The 16,342-nt window shown below is 55.2% G+C and carries 15 protein-coding genes; 5 read left to right on the forward strand and 10 right to left on the reverse strand.

The features are described 5' to 3' along the window. Positions 1-8 precede the first annotated feature (8 nt). The 3 genes from ubiE to udp form a co-directional block, all read right to left on the reverse strand. Entirely contained in the window at positions 9-764 is a 756-nt protein-coding gene (gene ubiE, locus WM46_RS19015; protein WP_042326162.1) for a bifunctional demethylmenaquinone methyltransferase/2-methoxy-6-polyprenyl-1,4-benzoquinol methylase UbiE, read from the reverse strand. Positions 765-858: 94 nt separating this feature from the next. Next, positions 859-2,286 carry a DNA recombination protein RmuC gene (gene rmuC, locus WM46_RS19020; protein ID WP_102603857.1) on the reverse strand — a complete coding sequence of 476 codons (1,428 nt, stop codon included), beginning with the start codon at positions 2,284-2,286 and terminating at the stop codon, positions 859-861. A gap of 151 nt (positions 2,287-2,437) precedes the next feature. After that, on the reverse strand, positions 2,438-3,199 hold the full coding sequence (gene udp / locus WM46_RS19025; protein ID WP_042998824.1) for a uridine phosphorylase: 762 nt from the start codon (positions 3,197-3,199) through the stop codon (positions 2,438-2,440). Positions 3,200-3,459: 260 nt separating this feature from the next. Here udp and WM46_RS19030 point away from each other — a divergent pair, with 260 nt between their 5' ends. Further along, a complete protein-coding gene (locus tag WM46_RS19030; protein WP_102603039.1) occupies positions 3,460-4,269 on the forward strand; it encodes a dienelactone hydrolase family protein in 810 nt (269 codons plus the stop codon). Positions 4,270-4,335: 66 nt separating this feature from the next. Here the strand turns inward: WM46_RS19030 and metE are convergent, their stop codons facing one another. Continuing rightward, positions 4,336-6,597: a 5-methyltetrahydropteroyltriglutamate--homocysteine S-methyltransferase gene (gene metE / locus WM46_RS19035; protein WP_102603040.1), complete on the reverse strand. Its 2,262-nt coding sequence runs from the start codon at positions 6,595-6,597 to the stop codon at positions 4,336-4,338. A 117-nt stretch (positions 6,598-6,714) separates the two neighbouring features. Here metE and metR point away from each other — a divergent pair, with 117 nt between their 5' ends. Further along, positions 6,715-7,668 (forward strand): HTH-type transcriptional regulator MetR, encoded by a 954-nt coding sequence (metR, locus tag WM46_RS19040; protein WP_102603041.1) that lies wholly within the window; start codon positions 6,715-6,717, stop codon positions 7,666-7,668. Here metR and bioP read toward each other — a convergent pair. From bioP to pldB, 3 genes are all read right to left on the reverse strand, one after another. Next, positions 7,556-8,455 carry a biotin transporter gene (gene bioP, locus WM46_RS19045; protein WP_061075758.1) on the reverse strand — a complete coding sequence of 300 codons (900 nt, stop codon included), beginning with the start codon at positions 8,453-8,455 and terminating at the stop codon, positions 7,556-7,558. The two genes, metR and bioP, sit on opposite strands and share 113 nt — an antisense overlap. Before the next feature lie 80 nt (positions 8,456-8,535). After that, positions 8,536-9,336 (reverse strand): sugar/pyridoxal phosphate phosphatase YigL, encoded by an 801-nt coding sequence (gene yigL / locus WM46_RS19050; RefSeq protein WP_061075759.1) that lies wholly within the window; start codon positions 9,334-9,336, stop codon positions 8,536-8,538. Positions 9,337-9,344: 8 nt separating this feature from the next. After that, a complete protein-coding gene (gene pldB, locus WM46_RS19055) occupies positions 9,345-10,367 on the reverse strand; it encodes a lysophospholipase L2 (protein ID WP_102603042.1) in 1,023 nt (340 codons plus the stop codon). A 236-nt stretch (positions 10,368-10,603) separates the two neighbouring features. Between pldB and rhtB the strand changes: the two genes are divergently transcribed. After that, positions 10,604-11,224, forward strand: coding sequence for a homoserine/homoserine lactone efflux protein (gene rhtB, locus WM46_RS19060; RefSeq protein ID WP_061075760.1), 621 nt, complete (start codon positions 10,604-10,606; stop codon positions 11,222-11,224). 42 nt (positions 11,225-11,266) lie between these two features. Here the strand turns inward: rhtB and rhtC are convergent, their stop codons facing one another. The 3 genes from rhtC to pldA all read right to left on the reverse strand — a co-directional run bounded on the left by rhtC (position 11,267) and on the right by pldA (position 14,738). After that, positions 11,267-11,887 (reverse strand): threonine export protein RhtC, encoded by a 621-nt coding sequence (rhtC, locus tag WM46_RS19065; RefSeq protein WP_102603043.1) that lies wholly within the window; start codon positions 11,885-11,887, stop codon positions 11,267-11,269. Positions 11,888-11,954: 67 nt separating this feature from the next. Continuing rightward, a complete protein-coding gene (gene recQ, locus WM46_RS19070) occupies positions 11,955-13,784 on the reverse strand; it encodes an ATP-dependent DNA helicase RecQ (protein ID WP_102603044.1) in 1,830 nt (609 codons plus the stop codon). Positions 13,785-13,868: 84 nt separating this feature from the next. Beyond that, on the reverse strand, positions 13,869-14,738 hold the full coding sequence (pldA, locus tag WM46_RS19075; protein ID WP_061075761.1) for a phospholipase A: 870 nt from the start codon (positions 14,736-14,738) through the stop codon (positions 13,869-13,871). A 164-nt stretch (positions 14,739-14,902) separates the two neighbouring features. Between pldA and yigI the strand changes: the two genes are divergently transcribed. Together yigI and rarD are read left to right on the forward strand one after the other, a co-directional pair. Next, positions 14,903-15,370, forward strand: coding sequence for an acyl-CoA thioesterase YigI (gene yigI / locus WM46_RS19080; RefSeq protein WP_042292767.1), 468 nt, complete (start codon positions 14,903-14,905; stop codon positions 15,368-15,370). A 43-nt stretch (positions 15,371-15,413) separates the two neighbouring features. Continuing rightward, complete coding sequence (rarD, locus tag WM46_RS19085; protein WP_061075762.1) at positions 15,414-16,307, forward strand: EamA family transporter RarD; 894 nt, start codon at positions 15,414-15,416, stop codon at positions 16,305-16,307. Positions 16,308-16,342 lie beyond the last annotated feature (35 nt).

Raw genomic sequence — 16,342 nt, forward strand, 5'->3', positions numbered from 1 at the left:
TTCTCCTGTCAGAACTTATAGCCGCGATGTAGCGCAACCACACCCGCTGTCAGGTTGTAATAGTCGACGCTTTCGAACCCGGCGTCCTGCATCATCGCTTTCAATGTGTCCTGATCGGGATGCATACGAATGGATTCCGCCAGATAGCGATAGCTGTCGGCATCATTGGCGACCATTGAACCGATACGCGGCAGGATATGGAAAGAGTAGGCATCGTACGCTTTGCTCAGCGGCTCGATAATCGGTTTAGAGAATTCCAGCACCAGCAGACGACCACCCGGTTTCAGGACACGGAACATGGAACGCAGAGCTTTGTCTTTGTCCGTGACGTTACGCAAACCGAAGGAAATCGTAATGCAGTCAAAGGTATTGTCCGGGAACGGCAGCGCTTCCGCATTGGCCTGAACGTATTCTACGTTGCCAATCACGCCAATATTGCGCAGCTTCTCACGGCCCATTTTGAGCATCGAGTCATTGATGTCCGCCAGAATTACCTTGCCAGTCTCCCCGACCAGACGGGAGAATTTGGCCGTCAGATCGCCGGTTCCGCCGGCTAAATCCAGCACTGTCTGACCACGGCGGACGCCGCTACAGTCGATGGTGAAGCGTTTCCACAAACGATGAATGCCAAAAGACATCAAATCATTCATAACATCATATTTTGATGCCACAGAATGAAAAACGTGGGCCACCATGTCCGCTTTATGCTCTTTAGCGACAGTCTGAAAACCAAAGTGCGTCGTTTCTTGTGAATTATCCACCATCTCAGTGCCTGCTCATCAAAAAATTGTTCGAGAAGTGTAACAGATTGGGGCTCATTGCCCTACCCTTCTGCCCGTCCTGGCTACCCCGAACGGACTAATTCGATTGCTGCTTTATCCCGTCATCGTCGGAATAAGATGCATCTTCCTGCTCTTCAGGTACCGATCGCAACCGATACTCTTCATCCTGCGTCGTGGCCTGTTCCGCCAGTTCAGGATTAATCTCGCGCTTAATTTCTACCCCTAAGCCGCGAAACGCTTCGGCCTGCGCCAGCACGTTGCCGCGCCCCGACGACAGCTTTTTCATCGCCTGACGATAGTTATCCTGCGCTTTGTCCAGACTCTGCCCGATGGAGGACATATCATCGACAAAGAGGCGCATCTTGTCGTAGAGCTTACTCGCACGGTCCGCAATCTGTTGCGCATTACGACTTTGATGCTCGTAACGCCACAGATTCGCAATGGTTCGCAACGCCACCAGTAACGTCGTGGGGCTGACCAGCATAATATTATTTTTAAGCGCCTCGGTAATCAGTTCGGGCTGTCGGTCGAGCGCTAACAGAAACGCGGGCTCCACCGGGATAAACATCAGCACGTAATCCAGCGTGCGTAGTCCCGGAAGCTGCTGGTAGTCCTTACGTCCCAACAGGCGGATATGGTTACGCACCGAAGCGATGTGCTCCTGAAGTGCGCTTTCGCGGGTGTAATCGTCTTCCGCATTAAAATAGCGTTCATAGGCCACCAGCGTCATTTTGGCGTCGATCACCACATCTTTCCCCTGCGGCAAACGCACAATTACGTCGGGCTGCATACGGGAACGGACGTCATTCTCGATACTGACCTGCGTTTCGTACTCGTATCCTTCCCGTAACCCGGAGGCCTCCAGCACGCGGGTGAGCACCACTTCGCCCCAGTTCCCCTGCGTTTTGTTATCGCCTTTTAGCGCACGCGTCAGGTTGACCGCTTCCTGGGCCATTTGTGCATTAAGCTGTTGGAGATTGCGAATTTCATGCGCCAAGGTGTGACGTTCGCGCGCTTCCTGACCAAAGCTGTCCTGAACCTGGCGACGGAAACCGTCCAGTTGTTCACGCAGCGGCGTCAGCAGACCATTCAGGCTCTGTCGGTTTTGCTCATCAACCCGGCGATTGCTTTGCTCAAAGATTCGGTTTGCCAGATTTTCAAACTGTTCGCTCAGACGCTGCTCGCTGTTGATCATCTGGCGGATTTTATCTTCCGCATGCTGCTGTGTGGCTTCCATTCGCGTGGTCACTTCACGCAAATCCGCTTCCAGAGAGGTGTTAATACTGCGCAGACTACGCAATTCGTTATTGAGTAATTCACACTCATCGCGCCAGTGTTCACTTTGGGCAAGCTGTTGTCTGGCTGCGCTTAATGCCGCCACCATCTCTTCACGTTCAGCGAATTGCTCGGCTTTCTGTTGCGCATGCTGATAGCTGGCCATCAGCCAGCCAAGCGCAATGCCCGCCAGCGCAATAACCGCATAAATGATGATTGAGATATCCAAAATGCCTCCCGACGCCATACATCACCCGCACAAAATAGAATTGTGCTGTATAAACGTCCAGTTTTAAAGAACTTTCCTGCGAGGCGCTACGCAAATAATCGCGTAAAAGCAAAAGGCCGAACGCATCGGCCTTTTACGGAAGAGAAGAGAATTAGATGAGACGACGTGCCGCTTCCACCACGATTTTCACCGCATGGCTTTCGGTTTGTTTCATCGTCTCAGCATTCGGGATCTCTTGCTGAGTACGGTTAACGATCACACCCGCAACCATCCCGGCGCGCAGGCCCTGGCTTGCGCACATGGTCAGCAGCGTGGCGGACTCCATTTCGTAGTTCATCACGCCCATTGACTGCCACTCTTCCATAGAGCCTTTGAAACGACGTACTACGCGACCGGAGAAGGTGTCGTAACGTTCCTGGCCTGGGTAGAAGGTGTCAGAAGAGGCGGTTACGCCCACGTGAGTGGTGGCACCGATGGATTTTGCCGCTTCAACCAGCGCGGTAGTGCATTCAAAATCAGCGACTGCCGGGTACTCCATCGGAGCAAAGTGCAGGCTCGCGCCATCCAGACGAACGGACGCCGTGGTGACCAGAACATCGCCGACATTGATGTGCGGCTGAATAGCGCCAGTGGTACCAATACGCAGGAAGGTACGAATGCCCAACTGAGCTAACTCTTCCACCGCAATTGAGGTAGATGGGCCGCCGATACCGGTCGAGCAGACGATGACGGCTTTACCGTCCAGCTCTGCACGCCAGGTGGTGAATTCACGGTGAGATGCCAGCTTAACCGGCTTCTCCATCAGCGCGGCGATCTTTTCCACACGTTCCGGATCGCCAGGGACGATAGCCAGCGTAGCCCCTTGTAAATCGTTCTTGGTGAGGCCGAGATGAAAAACGTCAGACCTGGACATATAAAACTCCTCTGTGATTCGGTTTTTGTCAGAAGAAGCAAAAAGACACTTTACCGAAGGACTTAAGATATTTTCGTGACCATCATCACCATGGAGCAATTCAGTTGCATGAATTTACTGATAAAAAGTGACGAACATCACATTAACAACCCGATTCTCTCTTTCTTTGCGCAAAAAGCGAGCCGTTTGAGGCAGTGTGAATGGTTAAAGCCTGTCTATAGTTAATAGTGCGCTATTTTTCTAAGGGTACGGAGAATACCATGACATCAACACCACAAACCGGTTTTGCACCTGCAGCATCCCCTATTGCCTCTACCTCAGTTCATACCCCGGACGACGCCATCGTCGCGGGTATTACGTCAATCCCTTCCCAGGGGGACGATATGCCGGCGTTTCACGCCCGGCCGAAAAAGAGCGATGGCCCACTGCCTGTGGTCATTGTAGTGCAGGAAATCTTTGGCGTGCATGAACATATCCGCGACATCTGCCGTCGTCTGGCGCTGGACGGATATCTGGCTATCGCGCCAGAACTCTACTTCCGCGAGGGCGATCCCAATGATTTCGCCGATATTCCCACGCTACTGAGCGGTCTGGTGGCAAAAGTGCCGGATTCTCAGGTTCTGGCCGATCTGGATCACGTCGCCAGTTGGGCGTCCCGCAACGGTGGTGATGTTCATCGTCTGATGATCACTGGCTTTTGTTGGGGCGGACGTATTGCGTGGCTGTACGCGGCGCATAATCCGCAACTGAAAGCCGCCGTAGCCTGGTATGGAAAGCTGGTTGGCGATAAGTCGTTGAATTCGCCGAAGCACCCTGTCGATGTGGCGACCGATCTGAACGCCCCGGTATTAGGTCTGTACGGCGGGCAGGATAACAGTATTTCGCAGGAGAGCGTGGAGACCATGCGCCAGGCCTTACGCGCCGCTAACGCCAATACGGAGATTGTCGTCTATCCCGATGCCGGTCATGCCTTCAATGCCGACTACCGCTCGAGCTATCACGAAGAATCCGCCAAAGACGGCTGGCAAAGAATGCTGGTGTGGTTCGCGCAGTACGGAAGTAAGAAATAACGCAGGTCTGGACCGCCACCCGACAACAGGCCGGGTGGCGGCTTCGCCTTACCCGGCCTACGGAGATTATGCCTGACGCAGATTCTGCGCGGCTTGCACCATGTTCGCCAGCGCGGCGCGGGTTTCCGGCCAGCCGCGGGTTTTCAGGCCGCAGTCCGGGTTCACCCACAGGCGTTCAGCGGGGATACGCTGTGCCGCTTTTTGCAACAGCGCCTCAATCCACTCCACGCTCGGGACGTTCGGCGAGTGAATGTCATACACGCCCGGCCCGATTTCGTTCGGATAGTCGAACTCTTCGAACGACTCCAGCAGTTCCATGTCGGAACGTGAGGTCTCAATGGTGATCACGTCGGCATCCAGCGCGGCAATAGAATCCATGATGTCGTTAAACTCGCAGTAACACATGTGGGTGTGGATCTGGGTATCGTCTTTCGCCACCGCCGCGTTGATGCGGAACGCTTCCACACCCCACGCCAGATAAGCGGCCCAGTCGCTACGACGCAACGGCAGCCCTTCACGCAGTGCGGGTTCATCAATCTGAATGATGCCAATGCCTGCCGCCTCCAGATCCGCCACCTCATCACGCAGTGCCAGCGCGATCTGTTTGGCGATGGTTTCGCGGGTGACATCTTCACGCGGGAAGGACCAGCAGAGAATGGTCACCGGGCCGGTCAGCATGCCTTTTACCGGTTTGTCAGTCAGCGACTGCGCATACTTCGCCCATTCCACGGTGATCGCTTCCGGACGGCTGACGTCGCCGATCACCACCGGCGGTTTCACACAGCGAGAGCCGTAGCTCTGCACCCAGCCGTTCTGGGTGAAAACGAAACCGTCGAGGTGCTCGCCAAAATATTCCACCATGTCGTTACGCTCGGCTTCGCCGTGGACCAGCACGTCCAGGCCCAGACGCTCCTGCTCTACAATCGCCTGCTTAATATGCTCCGCAATGCCGGTGCGGTAGTTGTTGGCATCAAGCTGACCTTTTTTGAAGTCCAGACGCAGGCCGCGGATTTCAGTGGTCTGCGGGAAAGAACCGATAGTGGTCGTTGGCCACGCTGGCAGGTTGAAGCGCGCACGCTGAGCTTCAGCACGCACCTCGTACGGGTTCGCCCGCTGGCTGTCCTGTGCGGTGATGGCCGCCAGACGTTTTTCCACTGCCGCATTGTGCACGCGGGTTGAGTGGCGACGCGCCTGAATCGGGGCGCTCCATTCGGCGATGGCGGCGGTATCGCCGCTGTTCAGCGCATCGCGCAGCAGCGTCAGTTCACCACACTTTTGCAGGGCGAAGGCAAACCAGCTCTTCACTTCCGCATCCAGACGCGTTTCAACGCTCAGGTCGATCGGGCTGTGCAGCAGTGAGCAGGACGAGGCCACCCACAGATCGCGAAGGCCTACGATATCTTTAATCTGGGCATATTTTTCTGTCAGATCGGCACGCCAGACGTTACGTCCATTGACCAGCCCTGCAGACAGCAGCCAGTCAGTCGGCAGGCGTTTGTGCAGCGCTGCCACGTCATCTTTACCGTGGACCAGGTCAACGTGCAGTCCCTGTACCGGCAGCGCGGCAATGGTATCAAGGTTAGGCGTCCCCCCTTCAAAGTAGGTGGTCAGCAGCAGTTTCACCTGCCCGGAAAGCGCATCGTAGGCCGGTCTGAAGGCATTCAGCCACGCCTGCGGCAGTTCCAGCACCAGCGCAGGTTCGTCGATCTGCACCCACTCGATGCCGCGTTTTGCCAGTTCCGCCAGCACCTGCTGATAAACCGGCAGAATGTCTTTCAGCAGGCTCAGACGATCGAACGACTCGCCCTTCACTTTGCCCAGCCACAGATAAGTCACCGGGCCGAGCAGCACAGGTTTCACCTTGTGACCCAGCGCCAGCGCTTCGTCCACTTCATCCAGCAGTTGTGTCCAGGTCAGTTTGAACTGCTGACCTTTAACGAACTCCGGCACCATGTAGTGATAGTTGGTGTTAAACCATTTGGTCATTTCTGCCGCTGCCGCCGGTTCGCCGGTCGGCGCACGACCGCGACCAATGCGGAACAGAGTGTCGATATCGACGGAGCCGTCTTTGTTCTGATGACGAGCCGGGACGTTACCGAGCAACAGGCTGGTGGTCAGAACATGGTCGTACCAGGCGAAGTCGCCGACCGGCAGAAGATCGATACCCGCTTGCTTTTGTTGATCCCAGTGGCGCGCACGCAGTTCGCGGCCCACCGCCAGCAGTTCTTCACGGGTCGCATTGCCCGCCCAGTAGCTCTCTTGCGCTTTTTTCAGCTCGCGACGCAGGCCAACACGAGGAAAACCGAGGGTGTGATTCAGTATTGTCATTGTATGCCTCTTAGAAAATTTGCAGGTTTTAGCCGTCCAGATGTTTACACTGCTATAATTCGCAAGTACTGTATATTCCTCAAGCGCAATTTGTTCATGCCGAAGTGAAGGACTTTCATGATCGAGATTAAACACCTGAAAACGCTCCAGGCGTTGCGGAATACCGGGTCACTGGCAGCCGCCGCGGCGACGCTGCATCAGACCCAATCCGCCCTGTCTCACCAGTTCAGCGATCTGGAACAGCGCCTTGGCTTTCGGCTATTCATACGTAAAAGTCAGCCGCTGCGTTTCACCCCACAGGGTGAGATCCTGTTGCAACTGGCCAGCCAGGTACTGCCGCAAATTAACCGCGCGTTACAGGCCTGCAACGAACCGCAGCAGACCCGTCTGCGTATCGCCATTGAATGTCATAGCTGTATTCAGTGGCTGACCCCGGCGCTGGAAAACTTCCGCGCCAAATGGCCGCAGGTGGAGATGGATTTTAAATCCGGCGTGACGTTTGACCCTCAACCGGCACTCCAGCAGGACGAGTTGGATCTGGTGATGACCTCTGACATTCTGCCGCGCAGCGGGCTGCACTATTCGCCGATGTTTGATTTTGAAGTCCTCCTGGTGCTGGCCCCCGAGCATCCGCTGACCAGCAAAACGCAGATCACGCCGGAAGATTTAGCCAGCGAAACGCTGCTGATCTATCCGGTACAGCGCAGTCGACTAGACGTCTGGCGTCATTTTCTTCAGCCCGCAGGGGTCAGCCCGTCACTGAAAAGCGTGGATAATACTCTGCTGTTGATTCAGATGGTGGCGGCGAACATGGGCATTGCCGCCCTGCCGCACTGGGTCGTGGAGAGTTTTGAACGTCAGGGTCTGGTCGTGACCAGAACCCTGGGAGAAGGCTTATGGAGCCGCCTGTACGCCGCCGTGCGTGACGGCGAGCAGCGCCAGCCGGTGACTGAGGCGTTTATTCGATCGGCGCGCAATCACGCCTGCGATCATCTGCCGTTTGTTCGGAGCGCGGAGCGACCCAGCGGCGATGCACCCACAGTGAAGCCAGTATCACCATCGCGCCTGTAATAAAACTGGGCCAGTGAGGCTGTTGGTGCCAGATCGCCAGGTTGACCAGCAGCCCGGCGGGCACATGCATATTGTTCATAATGCCGAGCGTGCCCGCATCGACCTGTGTCGCACCGTAGTTCCACATAAAGTAGCCGATCCCTGAAGCGGCCACGCCCAGGAACACCAGAATCCCCCACTGGAGCGTAGTTTCCGGCATTTTCTGCGCATTGCCCAGCATGAACCAGGCGACTACCGCGACCAGAAACGCGCCGATGTAAAACCATGCAAACGCGTTATGCTGCGGCATCGGGCGCGTCTCCATCAGGCGTTTATAGCCCACCATGCCGATGGCAAAACTGATGTTGGAAAGCTGTACCAGCAGCAGACCGGTCCAGAAGTGATCGGTCACCTGGTCATAGCGAATAATCCCTGCGCCAATCACCGCCAGCAACGCGCTGAAAGCATAGCCCCAGCGCAGCCGCCGTTTACTCATCAGATCGTAAATCAGCGTGATATAGAGCGGCGTCAACACGGTAAACAGCAGCAGTTCAGAGACGGTCAGGTAGAGATAAGCATGGAAACTCAGCATATACATGATGCCAAGCTGCATGGCGCCCACCAGCATATACAGGCCGATAGTTTTCAGGCTGTGCCCGCGCGTACGCAGGAAAGGCAGGAACACCAGTGCGGCCAGACCGACCCGAACCAGCACCGCAAAGTAGCTATCGACATGTCCGGCAAGGTATTCCCCGAACAGGCTGAAGGAGAAGGCCCACAGGATCGTGGTAATGATCAGTAACGCCACAATGGATATCTCTTAGAATAAGGAGTATCCATTGTAGCGGAGAGTTAAGTTGACAACTGATTAATTAACGCGCAGTCATCTTAGCGTAAGAAAAGATCGCGCAGATAGTGCGGCACCGCATCATCGACGTTGATGCCAATCACTTCCAGCTCCGGATGCAAATCCTTCAGGCGCTGGTGGGCATTGCCCATAATGCAGCCTTTACCCGCCATCGACAGCATTTCAGCGTCGTTCATGCCGTCGCCAAACGCGATGCAATCTTTGAGGCTGTAACCCATCGCTTTGGCGACCGCTTCCAGCGCATGGCCTTTCGACACGCCGCCCGCCATCACTTCCAGGCAGGTGAGCGTAGAGAAGCTCACGTTCACGCGATCGCCCCAGCGCGCATTAATGGCCTGTTCCAGCGGCAGCAGGATGTCATGGGAATGACTGGTGAAAAACACTTTGCTGACGCCTTCCGGCTCCAGTAAACCAGGTTCAAACAGCGAGTAATGGAACACCGCCTCTTTGAAAAAGCGCATCTCATCCGGACGATGGCGGTTCATGAACCAATCGTCATTGCGATAAACGTTGGTGATGATATCCGGGTTCGCGTTCACCACCCCAAACAGATCGCTGGCAATATCGCGATCGAGGTTATGGGTAAACACCAGATTTCCGTCCATGTCATGTACCCGCGCACCGTTGGAGGTGATCATCCAGGACTTAATCCCCAGATTATCGCGGATCTGCCCCACATCGACATGATGACGACCGGTCGCAAAGACAAAGTTAACGCCGCGTGCGGTCAGCAGCTTCAACGTCTCTTTCGCGTAGGGGGAGAGGGTATGGTCGGGAGAAAGCAGTGTGCCATCTAAATCAGACGCAACAACCTGATACATATAAAAATTCAACCTCTGAGCAAAGCGGTTTCCGCTGATGAGTTATGCTTGTTGAAAAAATCAACGATAGCCTGAAGCGCAACTGAGCGCATAGCGTCCTTTTCAAAAAGGATCTCATGGTAAGCGCCTTTAATGACCAGCGGATGACCCCCTTCAACAGGATGGCCCGCTGCGGCGCGGAGTTCACAAAAACGTTCGTGCATGCGGTTATCCACCACACGCTCTTCTTCGGCCTGAATCAGCAGCGTTGGCGTGGCGTCATCGCCCGCACCGGCCAGCACCTGTTCAGCCGCCAGAATACCTTCCCGCACCCAATGAAAGGTCGGGCCGCCGACACGCAGCTGCGGTTCATCGGCATAAAAACGTAAATTACGCCGATAGCGTTGTCGACTGTGGGTTAATAAATTCATGCCAAAGGGCAATGCCCACCAGCGTCCGGTGCCGATCGCATACCCTTCCCGGATACGCTGATGACCTTCGGCCCAGTCGAGGATATGGCGCACCATCCAGTCAGGTAAACGCATCACAATACCAAACATTGGCGCACAGAGCGCGATCGCATCGCACTGATGCGGATGACGCTGCAAAAACAGCGTCGCAATCGCCCCACCCATTGAGTGCGCCAGAATATAACGTTTACGCCACGGTCCCGGCTGCACTTCCTGTTCCCAGAACGCCGATAAATCATCAACATAGTCGTTGAAATTGTCGACATGACCGCGATTAGGATCCGATAGCATGCGCCCTGAACGTCCCTGACCGCGATGGTCAATAATGAGGACATCAAAGCCCAGATGAAACAGGTCATACGCCAGCTCGGCGTACTTTACATAGCTTTCAATTCGCCCCGGACAGATGACAATGACACGATCGTTATGCGCTGCGCGAAACCGGACAAAACGCACCGGCACACGACCGACGCCGGTCAATTCCGCTTCCTCGCGCTGACGCCAGAAGTCTGTCAGCGGCCCCATGGAAAAAGCCGCAAACGCGTTTTCTCTCGTTTCCCAGTCTTTTTGCTGCTGAAACATCGGGTATCCAGCCTCGTTTACCAGGTAAAAATCGTTTTTTCAGTCATGTCTGACACAACACAGCAACAGTAGCGTATTGTGGCATATACCCGTCATACTTCAAGCTGCAGATGCGTTGGCTCTCCTCGCTCATCCCCGTCATGTACTCCCTGTACGCGCCTGGGATTTCGCTGCGTCGCCGCCTTTGTGCAACTCGAATTATTTAGTGTATTTAAAGTGCAATCAGGGAGTTTCTCATGACCTTTGAATGGTGGTTCGCCTACCTGCTGACATCCATAATTTTGAGCCTTTCACCCGGCTCCGGCGCCATCAATACCATGACGACTTCCATTAATCACGGCTATCGCGGCGCAGCGGCGTCGATTGCCGGGTTACAGGCCGGACTGGGCATTCATATCGTGTTGGTCGGCGTCGGTCTGGGCACGCTGTTTTCTCGCTCCGTCATCGCCTTTGAGGTGCTGAAATGGGCGGGCGCTGCCTATCTGATTTGGTTAGGCATCCAGCAATGGCGCGCTGCCGGTGCGATTGATCTGAATACCATGGCCCAGACCCAGTCACGCGGTCGCCTGTTTAAACGCGCCGTATTCGTGAACCTGACAAACCCCAAAAGCATCGTCTTTCTGGCGGCCCTTTTCCCACAGTTCGTGATGCCCAAAGAACCCCAGCTGATGCAGTACATCGTGCTCGGCGTAACCACCATTGTGGTCGATATCGTAGTGATGATCGGCTACGCCACGCTGGCGCAGCGTATCGCGTTGTGGATCAAAGGGCCGAAGCAGATGAAGGCGTTGAATAAAGTCTTCGGCTCGCTGTTTATGCTGGTGGGTGCACTGCTGGCGTCGGCGCGCCACGCCTGACAGGTTGCCGGATAGCGGCTGGCGCGTATCCGGCACGAAGATTTAGCGCGAAATGATCAGATGGATACCGAACCCGGCAAACAACGCCCCGGCAAAACCGTCGATCCATTTCGCCATACGCTGGTAACCACGCCGCATTTTCGGCAGCGCAAACAGGCTGGCAACCACGGTAAACCATACGAAAGTCTCAACGATAATCAGCACGAAAATCCCCCAGCGCGCGGCAGTACCGACGCTGTCGCCGACAAACAGAGAAAAGACCGAACCGAAGTAGATGATGGCTTTCGGGTTAGCCAGGTTCGTCAGTAACCCTTTCAGGAAACTACGACCGCTTTGCGCCAGCTCAACCTGCGGCTTGGGTGCGGCGACATCCTGTTTTTTCAACGCGCCGCGCAGCATCTGGTAGCCCATCCAGCACAGATACAGACCGCCGCCGACCATAATGATGGTGTGTAGCCAGGCCATTTTTTCGATAATCAGATGCAGGCCGAGCAGCGCGATGCCCGCCCAGACCATGACGCCACAGGTAATGCCCAACACGCCCATCATCGCTTCTTTGCGCGAGCGGCTGACCGCCGTCTGCGAGACAAAAAAGAAATCCGGCCCTGGGCTCATCAGCGCCACAATGTGCACCATCGCCACGGTGAGAAATAACATTAACATGATCGAAAATACTCGCGGGGGAAACAGTTCAGTGAGTCACCATCCTGGCACTTTTTTGCCTGGCTGACTACTCTTCGTCGTCACCATCGACGTGGGCGCGGATCAGCGCCATAAATGCTTTACCGAAGCGTTCCAGTTTGCGCATTCCCACCCCGTTGACGCTGAGCATTTCGCTCGCGGAAACCGGCATCTGTTCTGCCATCTCAATCAGCGTGGCGTCGTTGAAGACGACGTACGGCGGGATATTCTCTTCATCGGCAATGGCTTTACGCAGCTTGCGCAGTTTAGCGAACAGTTTGCGATCGTAATTGCCGCCGAAAGATTTCTGCATGACGCGCGGTTTCAGGGCGACAATACGCGGCACAGCGAGTTGCAGGGTGACCTCGCCGCGCAACAGCGGACGTGAAGCGTCGGTGAGTTGTAGCGCAGAATGCTGGGCGATATTCTGAGTGACGAAACCCAGGTGAATCAACTGGCGGATCACGCTCACCCAGTGCTCGTGACTTTGCTCGCGTCCCATACCGTACACTTTGAGCTTGTCGTGACCGAGCTCGCGAATGCGCTGGCTGTTAGCCCCGCGAATCACTTCCACCACGTAACCCATCCCAAAGCGCTGGTTTACCCGACCAATGGTCGAGAGCGCAATCTGTGCGTCCTTCACGCCATCATACTGTTTTGGCGGATCAAGACAGATATCACAGTTGCCGCACGGTTCCTGACGCCCTTCCCCGAAGTAGTTAAGCAGCACCAGACGACGGCAGGTTTGCGCCTCGGCGAACGCGCCCATCGCATTCAGCTTGTGCCGTTCGATATCCTGTAGCTGTCCCTGCGGTTTTTCTTCCAGGCAGCGGCGCAGCCACGCCATATCCGCCGGATCGTAAAACAACATCGCCTCCGCAGGCAGGCCGTCACGCCCGGCACGACCGGTCTCCTGGTAGTAGGACTCAATGTTGCGGGGAATATCGAAATGCACCACAAAACGCACGTTAGGTTTGTTGATGCCCATACCAAAAGCGACGGTTGCCACCACGATTTGCAGGTCGTCGCGCTGGAATTTCTCCTGCACGTCGGCACGGATGTGATTTTCCAGCCCTGCATGGTATGCCGCGGCGCTAATGCCCCGGCTTTGCAGACGCGCAGCGGTGTCTTCTACCTTCGCACGACTGTTACAGTAAATAATCCCGGATTTACCGCGCTGTTCCTGCACGTAGCGCATCAGCTGATCGAGCGGTTTAAACTTCTCCATCAGCATGTAGCGAATGTTCGGACGGTCAAAACTGCTGATCTGGATTAAGGGATCGTTCAGCCCTAGCAGACGAACAATATCCAGCCGCGTGGTTTCATCGGCGGTCGCGGTCAGCGCGACAAACGGCAGTGCGGGAAAACGCTGCCTGAGCTGACCAAGTGCGGCATATTCCGGGCGGAAGTCATGTCCCCACTGCGAGATGCAGTGCGCTTCGTCCACGGCCAGTAACACCGGATTCCAGTGCGCCAGGTGCTCAAGGAAGTTATCCAGCATCAGGCGTTCAGGAGCGATATACAGCAGACGGATTTGTCCGGTACGACACCCTGTCATCACCTCAAGCTGCTGCTCGCGGGTTTGCGTCGAGTTCAGACAAGCGGCCGCCACGCCGTTCGCCAGCAGTTGGTCGACCTGATCTTTCATCAGGGAGATCAGCGGCGAAACCACCACGGTCAGGCCGTTGAGCAATAATGCAGGGATTTGATAGCAGAGGGATTTTCCGCCCCCGGTCGGCATCACGACCAGGCAGTCGCGCCCCGAAACGACGGTGTCGATGATCGCTTCCTGACCCGGGCGAAACTGTTGGTAGCCAAAGGTTTCTTGCAAAACCTGCTTAGCTCCAGATTCCAGATTCAACACTTCCGCCTGCGCCACATTAACCCCGTTCGCTTAAATCAAAACAGGCGCTATTTTCAGCGCCTGAGGGAGAAACTGCAATGTTTAAAACACAATCATCGATCAGAAGATATCGTTGAGCATCACACCCACACCGACACGCGTCTGATTAAAGTTATAGTCGATCAGCGATTCGCCGTACCCGCTATACACCTGGGTATAGAGACGAATATGCTTCGTCATCGGATAACTCAGCCCCAGTTCCGCGCCGCCGTAACCGGTATTCCAGTTGTACTGGCCCTTCGCGCTCAGTACCGCATCGCCCAGGTGATAGCCGACCTTAAGCTGATAATAGCCCATGTATTTGGTGATATCGGGGTTATCGTCGGTACTGCCGATGACGTACCACGGTTTAACCTCCACCAGCCAGTTGCCGTTTTCCGCCATCAGGCGCGTGTAAAGACGGTTCCAGCTACGTGATGTCGGGTCGGAACGCCCGTTAGAATCATGGTTGTAACCCATTTCCACGTCACGCAGCGTCCATCCAGCCAACCGGTAATCTGTTGCAAAACCCAGGAACAGCTGCGGTTCATAGTTGGTTTCACGAAATGGCGATGACTCTTCTGTGTTGGATAACTGCCACCAGGACTTCTGCGTATAAGAGGCGCCCAGAACCGAGTTTGGCCCCGCAATTCCACGCCAGATCGGAAACGCCAGACTCAACTGGAACTTCACTTCATCTTTGCGGGCATTTTCGGACCAGTTGTAGGAACTGATCGCTTCTTTGTTCATGTCGCTGGTATTGGTGTAGATCAGGTAGTTTGTATCGTAGGGGTAGAGCGTAAAAGGATTATCATGCTCCTGCAGCAGGTTGGCGATAATACTGCCCCGCACCGCCGGTGCATCATGAACCTCTTTCACCGTCGCCTCTTGCGCATACGCCGCCAGCGGCAGCAGTGCTGCTGGTAGCAACCAAGCCAGAATCGCCCGCATTCTTGTTGTTCTCCTGAACGAAAGATTTTTAATTTGTCTATTATTCTGCCAACCATTTTACATATTTACACACATCCTCGTTAGTTATCCCGTCTTAAAGTGGAAAACAACATTTAAGAAGCATAACATCAACATTTCATTAACTAATGGAGTGTTGGAACCGTATGTCTGCCGTACTGACTGCTGAGCAAGCCCTGAAGCTCGTGGGCGAGATGTTTGTCTACCACATGCCGTTCAACCGGGCGCTGGGGCTGGAACTGGAACGCTATGAGAAAGAGTTTGCCCAACTGGCGTTTAATAATCAGCCGATGATGGTTGGAAACTGGGCGCAGAGCATCCTGCATGGCGGGGTAATTGCCTCTGCTCTGGATGTGGCTGCCGGGCTGGTGTGTGTCGGCAGTACTCTGACGCGCCATGAAACCATCAGTGAAGACGAACTGCGCCAGCGGCTGTCCCGCATGGGGACCATCGATCTGCGCGTAGACTACCTGCGTCCGGGTCGGGGCAATCGCTTTACCGCCACCAGCAGTCTGCTGCGCGCCGGGAATAAAGTCGCCGTCGCGCGCGTGGAATTACACAACGAAGAGCAGCTTTATATTGCCAGCGCCACCGCCACTTATATGGTGGGGTAAAAACAGGTAAACTGTTGTTACACTTCAGACATGAGTTTTCCCGATGGATGCAAAACAAACGCGGCTGGGCGTGTTACTCGCGCTTGCCGCCTATTTTATTTGGGGGATCGCTCCGGCGTACTTCAAGCTAATTTATTACGTCCCCGCAGATGAAATCCTGACCCATCGCGTGATCTGGTCGTTTTTCTTTATGGTGGCGCTGATCAGCATCAGCCGGCAGTGGTCGAGCGTGAAAGCGCTGCTGAAAACACCGAAAAAGATCTTCCTGTTAGCGCTCTCGGCGGTACTCGTGGGGGGCAACTGGCTGTTGTTTATCTGGGCGGTAAACAACCACCATATGCTGGAAGCCAGCCTGGGTTACTTTATCAACCCACTGGTGAACATTGTGCTGGGAATGCTTTTCCTCGGCGAACGCTTCCGTCGGATGCAGTGGCTGGCGGTAATACTGGCGACCTGTGGCGTTCTGGTGCAGCTCTGGACCTTCGGTTCATTGCCAATCATCGCACTGGGACTGGCGTTCAGCTTTGCGTTTTACGGTCTGGTACGCAAGAAAATTGCCGTTGAAGCGCAAACCGGGATGTTAGTGGAGACCCTGTGGCTGTTGCCCGTTGCCGCAATCTACCTGTTCGGTATCGCCGACAGCTCAACCAGCCATATGGGGCAGAACCCGATGTCGCTCAACCTGCTGCTGATTGCCGCCGGGGTGGTGACCACGGTTCCGCTGCTGTGCTTTACCGGTGCGGCGACGCGCCTGCGCCTTTCCACGCTGGGCTTCTTCCAATACATCGGCCCTACGCTGATGTTCCTGCTGGCCGTGACGTTCTACGGCGAAGTGCCGGGGTCGGATAAAATGGTGACATTCGCCTTTATCTGGGTCGCATTGGCGATCTTCGTGACGGATGCGATTTATACCCAGAGACGGGGACGTCGGAGTTAGGGGATTACCGGATGGCGGCTGTGCCTTATCCGGCC

The sequence above is a fragment of the Citrobacter freundii complex sp. CFNIH2 genome (assembly GCF_002880615.1).
Taxonomy (GTDB): Bacteria; Pseudomonadota; Gammaproteobacteria; order Enterobacterales; family Enterobacteriaceae; genus Citrobacter_A; species Citrobacter_A amalonaticus_F.